Genomic DNA, 15,651 nt, shown 5'->3' with positions numbered 1-15,651 from the left:
AAGGCTGAACCCAGCGAGGCCCCTGATCGTGACAGCTTCACCGATGTGCGCGGCGTTGTGGCGGAGGGCCGAGCTGGCGAGTTGGTCAGCCCGGCTCCAACCCAGCCACGGGTATTTCGCGCCTTCGACCCAATCGCGGAGCGCGCCTGTCACCGCGGCGCGCTTGATGTCCTCCTCGCCGACGATCTCGGCCCACGCGTCAGCCCGCAGCCCTTGGACGGCCTCACGTGTGCGGATTCCGACTGCCGCGCGATAGGCGCGTACCGCAGCGACGTCGGCACGGGCGGTCATTTCGGTGACCTCATCGTCGGTCATACCGGTCCCGATGATACGCCACGGCACGTTCATGCGGCGCATCCACACCTCGTCGAGGACCTGATCGCGGTCGGCAACGACCAGGTTTACGGCGACGTCTTCGGTCCGCGCCATATGCCAGAGGAGCCAGACGAGAGAGTTCAGTCCCTTGCCCGGGCGTATACGCATCTGGTCGTCGCTCAGCTCGCTGAAGACGCGCTGGACCGAGAAGGCGCGCCCGCTCACGTCGCTTGCGTGCACCGCGGCGTGCTGGCTCAGGAAGAAGGCCAGGAGGTCCATGACTCCTTCGCGTGTCGGACCACGCCGGATCGCATCAGCCAGTCGATCGATGTGCCTGACTGCTCGTGCGGCGGACGCCGGCGCTCAGCGGCCAGGTGCGAGCAGCGCGAGCACTGGTCCGTTGCCGCGCGATGTTGGGCAGCCGCCGGGCGCAGGACCCTGCGGCGCCTACGCATAGGTGCGCGACCAACGTTGCTGAGCGTGCCGGCCGAGGGCCGGATAGACAACGAGACGGCGAAACGGATCGATCAGGGCCATGTAGAGCGTCGTGAGACGACTCACTGGCTTCACGTAGATTGCCAAGTAGAGCGTGTATCCCCCGGGGCTTGGCGTGAGAGCGAGCGCCAAGAAGGCATGCACGGTCGCATTGCGAAGCTCGCTGAGGGCTTCCTCACCCAAGACGTAGAGCACTCGAAACGGGCCCTCGCGAGTCCCCGGAGCAACCTGAGACTGCGAGCGATCGGCTTCAGCAAGGCGATTGACGTACGATCCGCTGGGCGGATCATGGCGCTCGCGTCATCCCATCCGAACGCTCGGCCGAGGGCCCATCGCAGCCTGAATAGTCCTCGAGCCGCAAAGTTAGATGGACGCCGGTCGCCGAACAAGATCGCACGCGCGTCCTGGATGCTGCGACCGGGCCCCCCGCCATTGAGTGGAATCGCCCAGACGTCGTGGAGAGACACGTCGCTGAGAAGCGCGTGGCAGCGTAGGTTGAGTCTTTGGAAGTCGGCCGGCTTCACGCGCATGCCCACGATCAGTTCTCCCGGTCAGCGACCCTCAGGACCGCTTCCTAACGCGACGGCACTGAGCGGCCGGCACAGCCGGTCCGCTCTGGCGGCTTGTTGAATGGCCCGGCAGCGCGAACGGTAAAGCAATGAATGTCTGTCTTCTCATCCGGATTCATGGCCCCAAGCAGGACCTTCAACCTCTCCTCGTCTTCCCACGACACCTCGAAGAATCATTCGCGCTCGAACCGAATGGGCGCCAGCTCCTTCAGAGCCACCAAGTCCAGCACCTGAATTTCGGTACTACAGCCTCCATCCCAACAATCAGGGAAAGCGACCAATGTCTTTGTTCTATTGAAAGCGGGCTGGCCCGAGATCCGAAAGGTTCGCACAACCTTGCTGCCTCGAATAGCGTCGATTCGGGTCACCGTGTCGAAGCCCTCGTATGGACGGATCCAGTGCAATCGGAGCATCGTGTTCGAGACGACCCCCATCGAGGTCGTCCATGGCCTAGCCTCGTCAGCTACCGCTGCCGAACAGTTGACCGACGCAAGGATGCCTGCCACAGCCAGGAGGTGTCTTGCGCCCATCTAACGTGACGTACCAGCCGCGACGCGCCCTGCGCGCCGTCGGCTGCATGCGTTTGTTCGGCACCTGTCGGCGATTCGAGTGGACGCTGGTGCCGTGTCATTGGATCACCTGGTCCGCTTGCAGCAGCAGCGACGGTGGAATCGTCAGGCCAAGCGCCTTGGCAGTCTTGAGATTCATCATCAGCTCGAACTTCGTGGGCTGCTCCATAGGGAGCTCGGCTGGCTTTGCGCCCCTGAAGATCTTGTCTATGAAGCTCGCGGCGCGACGATATGAGTCAGGGTAGTTCACGCCGTAGGCCGCGAGCCCCCCGACAAACTCGCTGGTTGCGTAAATTGCTGGCAGCCGATGCTTTGCCGCAAGCTCAACGATGTGCCGCCGATTCGCCAGCGTGACAGTATCAAGGCCCACGACGAGGGCATCGACACGCTGCCGGACGGCAGCATCGAAGGCAGGTCCGAGATCCTCGGCCTTCCGCACGTCCAGAAGCTGGGCCTGCATCCCTAGGGATCGCGCCGCCATCTCGACCTCTTTCCACTGAGGTGGGATAGCTGGATTACCCATATTTAAGAGGGCGGCAATTCGCTTGGCTCTTGGAACCAGCGCCTTGAGGAGCTCGACGCGTTTCGCATAGGTCTCTGTCACCATGGGGCTCAGGCCCGTCACATTCGCGCCCGGACGGGCCAGGCTGGCGACGATGCCCTGCGCAACAGGATCGCCGGCTCCGATGATGATCACCGGAATCGCTCCTGTGGCATTCTTGGCCGCCAGAATCGCCGGCGTCCCCCTCGTCAGGATCAGGTCAACCTTCAGGCGAACCAACTCAGTCGCGAGGGCCGGGAACCGTTCGTCCCGGCCATCAGCCGATCGGTACTCGATCACGAAGTTCTTCCCCTCGACGTACCCGAGTTCCCGGAGGCCTTGTCGCAGACCATCGAGGTTGGCAGCATTGATCGCTGTTGACGTCCGCTCGAGCATTCCGATGCGATAGAGTTTCTCGGATTGCTGCGCGTCGACGGCCAGCGGCGCGGCTGCCGATGAAAGGAGCAGGGCAAGGACAAGAGCGCGAAGATGCGTCGTCGGCCTCCGGCGCTTCGACCCCTTGGGAGCTTTCAAGGCTAATCTCACGTGCTCTCGATCTCCTGCCCTCGTAGACAACGTCGGCGGCCGTTGCCCAACACACACAGCGTCTTTCGCCTGTGTGCCGAACTAGAATTTGGCTGGTCTGGGTAGCAGGATGTACCAAGCATGGGTGGAGCGTAGCACGGTGATGGCGGATATGGCTCGGTGCCAAGCGCCCCAGAAAGACAGCGAATTCCCGCTGTGCGGACCAGCGGGGCGTCTTGCTATGCGGACCTGGGATATACGATATGCGCGGTCTGCATAGCGGCGGTGGACTGGGCTCGGCGTCATGGACCCATCATCCGATCGGCGGGGCTCTGAACCCCGGCCGGCCCGCGATTGAGGACATGCGTGTAGATCATGGTGGTGGACACGTCGCGGTGCCCGAGGAGCTCTTGGACGGTGCGGATGTCGTGGCCGTCCTCCAGCATGTGTGTCGCGAACGAGTGACGGCGCTTGCCTCCTCACCCTGCCCTCTCCCCCGATGGGGGAGAGGGATGCATGAGGGGTGATCTCTCCCACCACGAGGGAGAGAGGGCGAGAAGAGCCGCGCTTAGCGGTTGGGGCCGCGGCCCATGGGGTAGGGCTGCCAGCGGATGAGGCTCGTGCGCGGGAGCACGCCGGGATTGACGGCCGAGCGCGGCCACTTGCCCTGAAGCACCGTGGCGATCTCGCGGCCGAGGCGACGGCGCGTCTCGGGGGCCATGCGCGCGGTGGCCGAGGCGATGTGCGGCGTGACGATGACGTTGTCCATGTGCAAGAGCTCGTTGAGGGGGTCCACGGGCTCCTGCTCGAAGACATCGAGGGCGGCGCCGGCGATCCACTTCTGCTTGAGGGCCTCGATGAGCGCCTTCTCGTCCACGGTCGGCCCGCGGCCGTTGTTGATGAAGAGCGCCGACTTCTTCATGGCCTTGAACTGCTTCTCGCCCATCAGGTGGTGCGTCTCCGCGTTGAGGGGGGCGTGCATGGACAGGAAGTCGGAGCGCTGGCACAGCTCGATGAGGCTCGTCACCGGCTCCACTCCTACCGCCGTCATCTCGAGCTCGGCCAGATACGGATCGTAGGCGATGATGTGAAGTCCGAACGCGTGGGAGCGCCGAGCCACCGCCTTGGCCACATTGCCGAAGGAGATCAAGCCGAGCGTCTGGCCGTAGAGACGCGGAATGTCCTTGAAGTATGGGCGCCCCTCCGACCACTTGGCGTCCACCGTGAGCTGGTGCATGAGGCGCAGGCGCCGGTGGGCGGCCAGGAACATGGCCATGGTGTGATCGGCCACCTCGTCGATGAAGACGTCGGGCACGTTGGTGACGACGATGCCGGCCTCGGTGGCCGCGTCCACGTCCACCGTGTCGGCGCCCACGCTGCCGAGCCCGATCACCTTGCAGTTCTTGAGGCCTTTGATGATGGCGACCGTGATGCGGCGATTGCGGGCGATGACGGCGTCGGCGTCCTTGGCAGCGGCGATGAACTCCTCCTCGGTCTTGGCCGGCACCTCGACGATCTCGGCCCCGATGGGATCCAGGGCTTCGCGCTCGATGGCGTAGGCGCCCTCGGCCAGGTCGAAGCTAATGCCCCCTGACGGCTGCTGGACGACAACCTTGAACTTTCCTTTTCCGGCTGGCATGCGTGCGTCTCCTCTCGTGGGCGACTCGGGCTGTTTCGTTGGCGGCGACGCCCAAGCATACTTCGACCCATCGCGCCCGTCGAGGGCCCCTTGGCGCGCTGCGACTTGCCCCCTGATCTACTCAGCCCTCGCCTCGCGGCTGCGCCGCTCAGCTCGAACCGCGGCCCTCTCCCCCGATGGGGGAGAGGGATGAGTGGGGAGGCGGCTTGTGCCGCGAGAGCAGCGTTCGTATAGTAGCCAGGCTGTTGGCTGAACGACGGCGGGGGCGCTATTCCGAAAGGAGATCTGCGCGATGGATTGCTGCAGCCACGAGGGTCCGGCGAAGGGCGACGCCAAGTTCGACATCAAGAAGGTGGCCGACGGCGTGCACGTGGCGGTGGCCGCGCCCGCCTACAAGGTCAATTGCAACACCGCCATCATCGAGAGCGACGACGGCGTGGTCATCGTGGACACGCATTCCAAGCCCTCGGCCGCCCGCCTCATCGTCCAGGAGCTGCGCGGTCTCACAACCAAGCCCGTCCGCTACGTCGTGAACACGCATTTCCACTGGGATCACTGGCACGGCAACGAGGTCTATCCCGCCGCCTATCCGAACGCCGAGATCATCACGAACCAGATCACGCGCGAGGCCATGGCCACCAAGGGGCTCAAGCGCATCCAGGACCATATCCGCCAGGGCCCCGGCGAGATCGCCCAGATCAAGGCCGACCTCGCGGCGGCGGGCGGCGGCGAGCGCCGCGCCCAGCTCGCCGATGATCTGAAGCAGGCGGAGGCCTACCATGCCGAGGTAAAGGCGCTCAAGCCGGCGCTGCCCACCATGGCCTTCGACCGGACGATGAAGCTCTACCGGCGCGACCGGGAGATTCATCTTCTTTACCTGGGACGCGCGCACACCGAGGGTGACGTCTTCGTCTACCTGCCCAAGGAGAAGGTGGTGATCACGGGCGATGCCGTGATCGGCTGGACGCCGTTCATGGGCGACGGGTATCCGGAGGACTGGGCGATCACCCTCGACCGGCTGGCCGAGCTCGACTTCACCCACATGATCATGGGGCACGGCGAGGTGGCGGGCCGCGATTGGCTCCGCACCTTCCGCGGCTACGTGCACGACATGGTCGAGGCCGTGCGCGAGGAAGTGATGCGGGGGGCGACGCTCGAGGAAGCTCAGCAGCGCGTCCCTGAGGCGCTGGCGCCTACCTACGAGAAGCCCTTCTCCGTCTACGGCGACTATCGCCCCTGGCGGGCGGGATTGCTTCGCAATATCGAGCGCACCTACGCGATGGTGAGCTAGCCTTGGCCCCCTCACCCTGCCCTCTCCCCCTCGACGGGGGGGAGGGATGAGACTGAGCTAGGCATGCCCGCGCCTCACCCTGCCCTCTCCCCCGCGACGGGGGAGAGGGATGAGAACAGTCTCCCGTCCGATCCCTCTCCCCCATCGGGGGAGAGGGTAGGGTGAGGGGGCGGGACTTCAGCGTGTGATCAACGCGAACTAGTAGGCGAGGAGACCAATCATGGCGAGGCTGACGTCCATCACCGACAAGAAGCAGGTCGCCCCGAAGGATCACGCGGTCGTGGACGGCATCGTGCAGAGCCGTGGCGCGCTGCAGGGGCCCTTCACGATGTTCCTCCACTGCCCCGAGCTGGCCGGCCGCCTCGCGCACCTGGGGGCCTTCGTCCGCTTCGAGGGCTCGCTCGACATGCGTGTGCGCGTGCTCGCGGCCATGACAGTGGCGCGGGAGCTCGACGCAGTCTACGTGTGGGGCGCCCAGACGGGCTCGGCACGGAAACAGGGCGTGCCGGAGACCACCATCACGGCCATCCGCGAGAAGCACTCGCGCGGCATCCCGCCCGAAGACGCCCAGATCGTGGACTTCACCCGCGAGCTCATGCGCAAGCATCGGGTCGACGCCGTCACGTTCAAGGCGCTGCAGACACGATTCGGCGATGACGGGCTCATCCAGCTCACGGGAGCCATCGGCTACTACAGCATGCTGTCCATGACAGTGAACGCCTGCGAGCTCGAGGCGGCCCCGGGCGCCGAAGTGCTGCAATGATCGTCGACGCGCAGGTCCACATCTGGAGCGGGGGCAAGCCCGCGAATCCAAACCACCGGCAGGTGGCGAGCTTCACCAAGGACGAGCTGCTGAAGGAGATGGCCGAGGCGGGCGTGGATGCCGCGATCATCCACCCGCCAACCTCGTGGGATCCGAATGCCAACGAGCTGGCTGTCGAAGCAGCTCGCCAGCATCCTGATCGGTTCGCCATCCTCGGCAACTTCCCCCTCGACCGCCCCGAGAGCCGCGCCCTCATCGACGGCTGGAAGAAGCGGCCGGGCATGGTCGGCCTGCGCTTCACCTTTCTGCAGCCGCACATGAAGACCTGGCCGACGGACGGAACGATGGACTGGCTGTGGCCCGCTGCCGAGCGCGCCGGCCTGCCCATCGCGCTCCTCGCGGCGACTTTCATGCCCACCGTCGGCCAGATCGCGGAGCGCCACCCGCGGCTCAAGCTGATCATCGATCACCTCGGCCGGCCCTCGGGCACGAAGGACGATGCGGCCTGGTCGTCTCTGCCCGAGATGCTCGCGCTCGCCAAGCACCCGAACGTCGCCATCAAGGCCACAGGGGCGCCCAGCTACTCGAGCGAGCCCTATCCCTATCGCAACATCCACGGACACCTTCGCCGCATCTACGACGCCTTCGGGCCGGAGCGGATGTTCTGGGGCACCGACATCACGCGCATGCCGTGCTCGTGGCGGCAGTGCGTGACGATGTTCACGGAGGAGCTGCCGTGGCTGTCCGGTCGCGACCAGGAGCTCGTGATGGGACGCGCCGTCTGCGCGTGGCTCGACTGGAGGAAATGAGCATGGACATGCAGGCCGCCGTCTTCCGGAAGGTGCAGGAGCCCCTGACCATCGAATCGGTGGAGATCGACAAACCCTGGGGTCGTGAAGTTCTTGTCCGCACGGCGGCCACAGGCGTGTGCCACAGCGATCTGCATGTCGTCGATGGCATCGGGCGGTTCCCGCTGGACAAGCCGATCGTCCTGGGTCACGAAGGCGCGGGTGTCGTGGAGGCGGTGGGGGCCGAGGTGACGACGGTGCAGCCGGGAGATCACGTGGTCGCCTGTCTCTCCGGATTCTGCGGCAGCTGCGCGCAGTGCCTCGGCGGCCACCCGAACCTCTGCGTGGGTGGCGCCGTCACCCGCGCTGAGTCAGCGGCGCCGCGGCTCTCGCAGCAGGGTCAGCCGCTCCGGCAGTTCATCGGCATCTCGAGCTACGCGGAGCGGATGCTGCTCCACGAGAACTCCATCGTGAAGATCGACCGCGACCTGCCCCTGGACCGGGCTGCCCTCGTGGGATGCGGGGTTCTTACCGGCGTGGGCGCCGCGCTCCGCACCTCGGGGCTCGAGGGCGGACAGACCGTGGCCGTGTTCGGCTGTGGCGGCGTGGGCCTCGCCATCGTCCAGGGCGCCCGTATCGGCGGCGCCCGCCAGATCATCGGCGTCGACGTGTTCGACTCGAAGCTGGAGATGGCGAAGAGAGTGGGCGCCACGCACGTGGTGAACAGCGCCAAGGACGATCCCGTCAAGGCGATCCGCGCCCTCACGGGCGGCGCCGGCGTGGATCACGCCTTCGAGGCCGTGGGCAACGCGAAGCTGGTGCGGCAGGCCATCGAGAGCCTCGCCATCCGGGGCACCGCGACCATTGTGGGCGTCCTGCCACCCGACGCGATGATCGAGTTCCCCTGGATGGCCATCCGGCCGGAGTGCCGGGTGCAGACCTCGCGCATGGGTTCGAACCGCTTCCGCGTCGACATCCCGCGCTACCTCGATTTCTACCGCCAGGGGCGGCTGCTGCTCGACGAGATGGTCACCCGGCGCGGACGGCTGGACGACATCAACGAGGCCTTCCGGGCCATGAAAGCCGGGGAAGTCGCGCGGACCGTGCTGACCTTCGACTGATGAGCCGCCCGGCCTGGGAGAACGAGCCATGAAGCAGGTCCTGATCGATGGCTACGGGCAGCCCGAGGAGTTCGCCCGGTGCGCGGAAGTGCCCGATGTCGGCGCGCCCGGCGCGGGCGAGGTAGTCTTCGACGTCCTCGCCTTCCCGATCAACCCGGCGGATATCTCCTTCTGCCGGGGTACCTATCGCCTCAAGCCGCCCCTGCCCGCCACGCCGGGGGCTGAGTGCGTCGGCCGTGTCACGGCGGTCGGCGCCGGCGTCTCCCACGTCAAGCCGGGCGATCTGGTCATCAACCTGCAGCGCGAGAACTGGACCCAGAAGCGGCGCGTGAAGGGCGAGGACGTCATTCCCGTGCCATTGCGCATGGATCTTCGGCAGGCGGCCATGCTGCGCATCAATCCGCCCACGGCGCTCCTGCTCCTGGCCGACATCGTCAAGCTGAAGCCGGGCGACTGGGTGATCCAGAACGTCGCCAACTCGGCCGTGGGGCGCCTGCTCATCCCCCTCGCCCGCGCGCGCGGCGTGAAGACCATGAACGTCGTGCGCCGCGAGTCGCTCTTCAACGAGCTGAAGGCGCTGGGCGCCGACGGGTGCGCCGTCGACGGGCCCGACCTCGCCGAGGCGGTGAAGGCGCAGACGGGCGGCGCCCCGATTCGGCTCGGCCTCGACGCGGTGTCCGGGCGCGCGACGGCGCGACTGTCGGCGTGTCTCGGCGAGGGCGGGGTCGTCTGCAACTACGGCTCGATGAGCGGCGAGGATCCCGTGATGTCGCGCAGCACGCTGATCTCGGGCGGGCAGAGCCTGGTTGGCTTCATCCTCGGACGCGGGCTGGCCACGCGCTCCCTCGAGCAGGTGCGAGAGATCTACGCCGATCTCGGCCGGCAGATCCTGGATGGCACCCTGTACGCGCCGGTCGAGAAGGTGTACCCGATCGAGGAGATCAAGGCGGCCTTGACGCATGCGCAGCGGGGCGAGCGGAGCGGTAAGATCCTGGTGGCGCCGAACGGAATGCTATGACGAGCGAACCGCCCAAAAAACGTGTGAGGACCTGATCCCATGGCGAAGAACACCGCGCTGCCCCTGGCTCGCTTCAATGTCCTCGACCTGACCCGCGCCCGCGCCGGCCCGACCTGCGTGCGGCAGCTGGTCGACTGGGGCGCGCAGGCCATCAAGATCGAGATGCCCGGCGGGCGCACGGGCGACGGCATGGGCGGCGCGCGCCACGGCTTCGACTTCCAGAACCTGCACCGCAACAAACGGAGCATGACCCTCAACCTCCAGGATCCCGAGGGCGTCAAGATCTTCAAGCAGCTCGTGCGAGAGACCGACATCGTCGTCGAGAACTACCGCCCGGGCGTGAAGAAGCGCCTGGGCATCGACTACGAGAGCCTGCGCCAGATCAACCCGCGCCTGATCTACGGCAGCATCTCCGGCTTCGGGCAGAGCGGTCCATACCGCGATCGGCCGGGGGTGGACCAGATCGCGCAGGGCATGGGCGGGTTGATGAGCATCACGGGAATTCCCGGCCAGGGACCGGTGCGCGTGGGCATCCCCATCGCCGACCTCTGCGCGGGAATCCTCCTCGCGCAAGGCATCCTGGTCGCTCTCCTCGAGCGTGAGATCACGGGCGAGGGCAAATGGGTGCACACCTCGCTGCTGGAAGCCATGCTCTCGATGCTGGACTTCCAGGCCTCACGCTGGCTCATGAGCGGGGAGGTGGCGCCGCAAGCCGGCAACAACCACCCCACCGGCATTCCCACGGGAGTCTTCGAGACGAAGGACGGGCATATCAACATCGCCGCCGCCGGAGACGACATCTACACGCGCTTCTGCCGCGCCATCGAGCGCCCCGATCTGCTCACCGATGCCCGCTTCGCCACGGCCAAGGCGCGCTCCGCGAACCGTGACGTGCTCATGGAGGTGCTCATGCCGGTGACCCGGCAGAAGCCGAGCGCGGAGTGGGTCGCGTTGCTCAACGAGGCGGGCGTGCCCTGCGGCCCCATCTACAAGATCAACGAGTCATTCGCCGATCCCCAGGTGCAGCACCTGGCCATGGCCCAGCCCGTTCATTCCCCGGCCCTCGGCGACCTCACGATCCTGGGGCACCCGGTCTCCTTCGGCGCGAGCCGTCTTCCCATCCGCAACAGCGCGCCCGAGCTGGGCCAGGACAACGAGGAGATCCTGACCTCGATCGGCTACACGAAGGACCAGATCGCCGATCTGGCCACGCGCGGGGTGATCTGAGCTCAGCCCAGTCGCAAGTAGAGGAGGCCGAGCAGGAAGACCAGGGGCGCCAGGCCCTGGATGACGGCGCCCCGGATCATCTGGGGCGACGAGGCGGCGAGCACGACGGCGGCGGCCAGCATGGACGCGCAATTCCAACTCACGAGCGTCATGCCGGCGCCCGGGCGCCCCGTGCCCATGAGGGCGAGACCCGCGAAGGCGCCCACGGCCAGGAAGAGATTGTAGAAGCCCTGATTGAGCGCGAGCGCCTTCGTGGCCTGCGCCTGCTCCGCGGTGCTGCGAAAGCGACGGTAGACGGCGGGCTTCGTCCACCAGAGACTTTCGATGCAGAAGAACAGGACGTGGATGACTCCGGCCAGGGCAGCGGCGGCCCACATGACGACGAGCATGTCAGCGACCTCCTCGCCTGCATTATTCGCGAGACAACGCCACCCTCACCCTGCCCTCTCCCTCTCCGAGGGAGAGGGATTCATTTTCATCCCTCTCCCCCATCGGGGGAGAGGGCAGGGTGAGGGGGCGGCCAGGAAGCGGTACGTGCGTTCGTGAATAATTCGCGCTGGGCGAGGCTACAGATCGTCATCCTCCCCGGAGAACGAAATCGAACGCGCCGACCTTGCCGCCCTCCACGTCACGGACTTTCATCACCAGCTTGGGATCGAAGATGCCGTCACGCTGATTGCCCGGCTCATCCGGGAAGTATAGCTGGGTGGTGAGGGCGGGGCGGCCCGGGGCCTGGACCTTGACGTGAATGTGCCGGGTCCGTCCCGGGTACCGTGCGGGCACGATGGTCTCGAGGCGGTAATGCCCCGAATCATCGGTGAGCTGGTGCCCCCGTAGCCGGTTTCCGCTGTTGTCATAGTGGCCGTCGGCGTCGGCCTGCCAGAAGTCCAGCCGGGCGCCACGTACCGGCTTGCAGTCGGTTGTCACCACCGACCCTTCGATGACCAGCTTGGTGCCGCTGACTCCGGGCTCGATCAGCGAAGCGCGCGCGGGGGAGCTCGGCTTGAAGTACGGCCCCTCCGTTTGAGGCGGAGTGACGGCGCCGTCCACGCCACAGGCCGGAGCGGCCCGCGCCTCCGAGGCCACGAGCACCATGCCGGCCGTCCCCAGCGAGACGATCAGAAACTCCCGACGGCTATAGTCGCGCCCCCTGTTGCTCGAATCCATGGCATGCCCCCCCATCCCGTTGCCTCGATCGACCCGCCCCGGCGGCGGGCTCCCTGGCGCCCATTAGACCATGCCGTTGGAGTTGGCCGCGCCCTCGGAAGACAAGACAGCCGTCTGCGCCGGACCATCACGGCGGCCAGACGGCTGTCGGGTCGGGCGCGCGCTACTGGCTCTTGACGAGGAAGTGCGCCCGTCGGTTCCGGGCCCAGCAGCTCTCGGCGTGCTCGCTGCAGACGGGCCGCTCTTTGCCATAGGAGATGATGGTGATGCGGCTGGCCGGCAATCCCTGCGCGAGCAGGTAGTTCATGGTGGCCCGCGCGCGCCGCTCGCCCAGGGCCAGGTTGTACTCATTGGTGCCCCGCTCGTCGCAGTGGCCCTCGATGAGGACGAGATCATTGCCCCGCGTCTTCAGCCAGGCGGCATTGGCATCGAGGATCTTGGCGTCCGGGGGACGGATGTCGGACTTGTCGAAGTCGAAATAGACGTCCTTCAGGTTGTCATTCTCGACGAACTGCGCAGCCCGGGGCGGCGGAGCGGGAGCGGGTGCCGGGGCCGGGGTGACCATGGCGGGAGGCGCCGGGGTCGGGGCCGGCGTCGCGGTAGGAGCCGGAGGCGCCGGCGCCGCCACGCCCGTGGCCACGGGACGCTTCGGACATCCGGTCAGCAACCCCGCGAGGGCCAGCATCAAGAGGATGACTTTCGCTGATCTCGCTGTCGTGCGCACGGTGTCGCCTCCTCGAAGAGAGTTCGCGTTCGATGCGCCGGGAGCCCCCAGTCGCCTACGCCATGTTAATGGAAGCTGCCTCTCTGACCGCTATTTCACGAAGGCCGTCCGGAGACCGGGAGCTGGAGTACCATGTGGCCAGCCTGGTAGCTAACCCCCTGGAGGGGCAGAGAGGAGCAGGAGATGTCCTATGACCTCGTGATCAAGAATGGCTGGGTGGTGGATGGATCCGGGCAGCCCCGATACCGGGGCGACGTCGGCGTGACCGGCGGCCGGATCTCCGCCATCGGCCGCATCCGAGAATCCGCTCGCGAGGTCATCGACGCCGACGGGCGCGTGGTGTCACCCGGTTTCGTGGACGGCCACACCCACATGGACGCCCAGATCTTCTGGGATCCCCTCGGCACCTGCTCGTGCTGGCACGGAATCACCAGCGTGGTCATGGGCAACTGTGGGTTCACCCTGGCTCCCTGCGCCAAGGAAGACCGGCACCTGGTCATCCGCAATCTCCAGCGGGCTGAAGACATCTCGGTGGAGGCCATGGAGGCCGGGATCGACTGGCGCTGGACCACCTTCCCGCAGTTCCTCGACACGCTCGAATCCCTGCCCAAGGGGATCAACTATTCTGGCTACCTTGGCCACTCCGCCCTCCGGACCTATGTCATGGGCGAGCGGGCCTTCGAGAAGCCGGCCACCGAGGACGATCTGGCCGCGATGGAGCGCGAGCTACGCGAGGCCATCGCGGCGGGGGCCATGGGCTTCACGACCTCGCGCTCGCCGAGTCACGAGACCCCGGACCGGCGGCCCGTGGCCAGCCGCGTGGCCACGTGGGACGAGGTGCGGCGGCTCGTCGGGGCCATGGGCGAGATGAATGCCGGCATCTTCGAGATCGCGGGCGAAGGCGTGGACCGGGCCGACAACGATCCAGGCTTGCGCGATTACCAGAGGCGGCTGCGCGATCTCGCCGTCGAGACGGGACGGCCCGTGACCTTTGGCCTCTTCACGCGCCGAGATGCCCCGGCCGTCTGGCGGACCTATCTCGATTTGCTCGAAGACACCGCGGCCGCGGGCGGCCGCATGTTCGCGCAGGTGCACAGCCGGGCGCTATCGTCCGTGCTCTCTTTCAAGACCCAGCTTCCCTTCGACCGGCTGCCCGTGTGGAAAGAGCTGCGGGCCCTTCCCCTCCCGGAGCAGGCACGTCGCTTGCGCGATCCCGAGCTTCGGCGCGCGCTGGTGCGCGCGTCGCGCGAGCGCGACGAGGGGAAAGCCTTGGGCACGGAGGCACGGCCGGTGCCGTTCGAGTGGCTCTTCGTCATGGAGACTCCGGACGGTCCGCACCGCTCCATCTCCGAGGTGGCCCGAGAGCGCGGCTGCGATCCGGTGGAGGCCATGATCGACCTCGCCCTCGAGAAGGACATGGAAGTCTTCTTCTTGCATCCTGTTGCGAACGAGAACCAGGACTACGCGCTGGAGCTGATCAAGCACCCGCGCACGGTGGTGACCTTCTCCGATTCAGGCGCCCACGTCTCGCAGCTCATGGACGCTTCGCTTCAGACCCACCTGCTCAGCTACTGGGTGCGCGCGAAGCAGGCCCTCACGCTCGAGGAGGGGGTGCGGATGCTCACCTTCGACACCGCCACGCAGTGGGGATTCACGGATCGTGGCCTGATCCGGGAAGGCTTCGCCGCCGACCTCGTGGTCTTCGATCCCGACACCGTGGGCGCCGAGATGCCCGAGGTGGTCAATGACTTGCCCGCGGGGGCCCGCCGCCTGATCCAGCGCGCCCGGGGCTTCTCCGCCACCGTGGTCAATGGCGAGACCGTCCTGCGCGACGGCAAGCACACCGGCGCGCTTCCTGGGCGCCTCCTGAGGGGACCCCTGGCCCGTAGATCTTAGCCTGGGCGGCTGAAACGGCCCCGCCCTGTATCTCATCCTCTCCCCCATCGGGGGAGAGGGCAGGGTGAGGGGGCTGATTCCTAGGAGGTTTGGGGCCCCTTCACCAACCTCGCCATCGCCGCCGCATCGACATCGTTCATCGCGTTGAGCCCCCGGACCACCCCTTCGCGGTCCACGGGCGGCCGGTTCTGACTCACCTTCCATTTCCCGAGCAGGCGGGTCACCGGCATCTCGATTCCGACAATGGCCCGTAGCTGCGTCTTGATGAAATCCTCGGGAGCGTCCGAGACCTTCCACGGCTCAGGCCGGCCCGATTCATGGCGGGTGGTGAGCCGCTCCACGAGGCCGCGCAGCCAGGCCTCGTCCTGGATGATGCGCAACGATCCGTAGGCGTGGACCACGATGTAGTTAAAGGTCGGGACAACCTTGCCCGTCTCCTTCTTGGTCTGATACCAGGCGGGGCTGATGTAGGCCTGCGGGCCCTGGAACACGGTGAGCGCCTCGACGTCGCGCGCGAAGTCGCGCCACACAGGATTGGCGCGCGCCACGTGACCGCGGAGCGTTCCAAACGGCGCCGGCTCGGGATCGATCTCGAGCGGGATGTGGTTGGCATTGAGCCCGGCCGCGCCGAGCGTCACCAGCACGGCCAGCGGATGCTCGCGAATCAGCCGATGAATCACCTCGACCCGCGTCTCCTCGAAGTGCGCCGGCAGATACATGCGGAGACATCCTCCTGTCGGGTCGGCCAAAGAGACACGGCGGGCCACCCGCTCCCCAGCCTATCGCAAATCAGGAGGATTCTGGAGCTGAGCGGACAGCTGTCAGCGGCCGTACCAGTGACGATAGTAGTAGGGCTGGTATGGGTAGACGGGGTAGACCGGATACGCGTAAATCACTCTGGGCGGCGGCGGGGGCGGTGCATAGGCGTAGGGAGCGGGGGCCGGAACCAGGACACACCCGCCCAGAAGCCATCCGGTCAGCGCGATCAATGCGAGTCTCATGA

At 66.7% G+C, this 15,651-nt stretch carries 15 protein-coding genes and 2 pseudogenes; 7 read left to right on the top strand and 10 right to left on the bottom strand.

Features of this window, described 5'->3' with window-relative positions:
- From VGT00_00900 to VGT00_00880, 5 genes and pseudogenes are all read right to left on the bottom strand, one after another.
- Positions 1-594: DinB family protein (locus VGT00_00900; GenBank protein HEV8529955.1), on the bottom strand; the 594-nt coding region annotated here is incomplete at its 3' end.
- 168 nt (positions 595-762) lie between these two features.
- Positions 763-1,047: pseudogene (locus VGT00_00895) on the bottom strand (DUF2867 domain-containing protein).
- Positions 1,048-2,006: 959 nt separating this feature from the next.
- The gene (locus VGT00_00890; GenBank protein ID HEV8529954.1) at positions 2,007-3,023 is read right to left on the bottom strand and encodes an ABC transporter substrate-binding protein; all 1,017 of its coding nucleotides are present in this window, start codon (positions 3,021-3,023) and stop codon (positions 2,007-2,009) included.
- Between the two features lie 293 nt (positions 3,024-3,316).
- Positions 3,317-3,481 (bottom strand): annotated as a pseudogene (locus tag VGT00_00885) (tyrosine-type recombinase/integrase).
- A 101-nt stretch (positions 3,482-3,582) separates the two neighbouring features.
- Positions 3,583-4,653, bottom strand: coding sequence for a C-terminal binding protein (locus VGT00_00880; GenBank protein ID HEV8529953.1), 1,071 nt, complete (start codon positions 4,651-4,653; stop codon positions 3,583-3,585).
- Positions 4,654-4,945: 292 nt separating this feature from the next.
- On the opposite strand from VGT00_00880, the gene VGT00_00875 reads away from it, so the two are divergent.
- From VGT00_00875 to VGT00_00850, 6 genes are all read left to right on the top strand, one after another.
- Positions 4,946-5,944 (top strand): MBL fold metallo-hydrolase, encoded by a 999-nt coding sequence (locus VGT00_00875; GenBank protein HEV8529952.1) that lies wholly within the window; start codon positions 4,946-4,948, stop codon positions 5,942-5,944.
- Between the two features lie 220 nt (positions 5,945-6,164).
- Complete coding sequence (locus tag VGT00_00870; protein HEV8529951.1) at positions 6,165-6,707, top strand: carboxymuconolactone decarboxylase family protein; 543 nt, start codon at positions 6,165-6,167, stop codon at positions 6,705-6,707.
- Positions 6,704-7,516: an amidohydrolase family protein gene (locus VGT00_00865; protein ID HEV8529950.1), complete on the top strand. Its 813-nt coding sequence runs from the start codon at positions 6,704-6,706 to the stop codon at positions 7,514-7,516. The genes VGT00_00870 and VGT00_00865 overlap by 4 nt, the downstream gene beginning before the upstream one ends.
- Positions 7,517-7,518: 2 nt before the next feature.
- Positions 7,519-8,616 carry a Zn-dependent alcohol dehydrogenase gene (locus VGT00_00860; GenBank protein ID HEV8529949.1) on the top strand — a complete coding sequence of 366 codons (1,098 nt, stop codon included), beginning with the start codon at positions 7,519-7,521 and terminating at the stop codon, positions 8,614-8,616.
- Between the two features lie 28 nt (positions 8,617-8,644).
- Positions 8,645-9,634 (top strand): zinc-dependent alcohol dehydrogenase family protein, encoded by a 990-nt coding sequence (locus tag VGT00_00855; GenBank protein ID HEV8529948.1) that lies wholly within the window; start codon positions 8,645-8,647, stop codon positions 9,632-9,634.
- Between the two features lie 39 nt (positions 9,635-9,673).
- Positions 9,674-10,861: a CoA transferase gene (locus tag VGT00_00850; GenBank protein HEV8529947.1), complete on the top strand. Its 1,188-nt coding sequence runs from the start codon at positions 9,674-9,676 to the stop codon at positions 10,859-10,861.
- 2 nt (positions 10,862-10,863) lie between these two features.
- Here VGT00_00850 and VGT00_00845 read toward each other — a convergent pair whose 3' ends face one another.
- The 3 genes from VGT00_00845 to pal all read right to left on the bottom strand — a co-directional run bounded on the left by VGT00_00845 (position 10,864) and on the right by pal (position 12,752).
- A complete protein-coding gene (locus VGT00_00845; GenBank protein HEV8529946.1) occupies positions 10,864-11,250 on the bottom strand; it encodes a DUF1304 domain-containing protein in 387 nt (128 codons plus the stop codon).
- 187 nt (positions 11,251-11,437) lie between these two features.
- Positions 11,438-12,028: an intradiol ring-cleavage dioxygenase gene (locus VGT00_00840; protein HEV8529945.1), complete on the bottom strand. Its 591-nt coding sequence runs from the start codon at positions 12,026-12,028 to the stop codon at positions 11,438-11,440.
- Between the two features lie 163 nt (positions 12,029-12,191).
- A complete protein-coding gene (gene pal, locus VGT00_00835) occupies positions 12,192-12,752 on the bottom strand; it encodes a peptidoglycan-associated lipoprotein Pal (GenBank protein ID HEV8529944.1) in 561 nt (186 codons plus the stop codon).
- A gap of 183 nt (positions 12,753-12,935) precedes the next feature.
- On the opposite strand from pal, the gene VGT00_00830 reads away from it, so the two are divergent.
- A complete protein-coding gene (locus VGT00_00830; GenBank protein ID HEV8529943.1) occupies positions 12,936-14,648 on the top strand; it encodes an amidohydrolase family protein in 1,713 nt (570 codons plus the stop codon).
- Between the two features lie 80 nt (positions 14,649-14,728).
- On the opposite strand, the gene VGT00_00825 is transcribed toward VGT00_00830, so the two are convergent.
- Both VGT00_00825 and VGT00_00820 read right to left on the bottom strand, forming a co-directional pair.
- The gene (locus VGT00_00825) at positions 14,729-15,367 is read right to left on the bottom strand and encodes an FMN-binding negative transcriptional regulator (GenBank protein ID HEV8529942.1); all 639 of its coding nucleotides are present in this window, start codon (positions 15,365-15,367) and stop codon (positions 14,729-14,731) included.
- A gap of 102 nt (positions 15,368-15,469) precedes the next feature.
- Positions 15,470-15,649 carry a hypothetical protein gene (locus VGT00_00820; protein ID HEV8529941.1) on the bottom strand — a complete coding sequence of 60 codons (180 nt, stop codon included), beginning with the start codon at positions 15,647-15,649 and terminating at the stop codon, positions 15,470-15,472.
- Positions 15,650-15,651 lie beyond the last annotated feature (2 nt).

It is taken from the genome of Candidatus Methylomirabilota bacterium (assembly GCA_036002485.1).
Classification (GTDB): domain Bacteria; phylum Methylomirabilota; class Methylomirabilia; order Rokubacteriales; family CSP1-6; genus AR37.
Note: the sequence above shows the minus strand (reverse complement) of the source record. Positions and strands in the feature narration are given on the sequence as shown.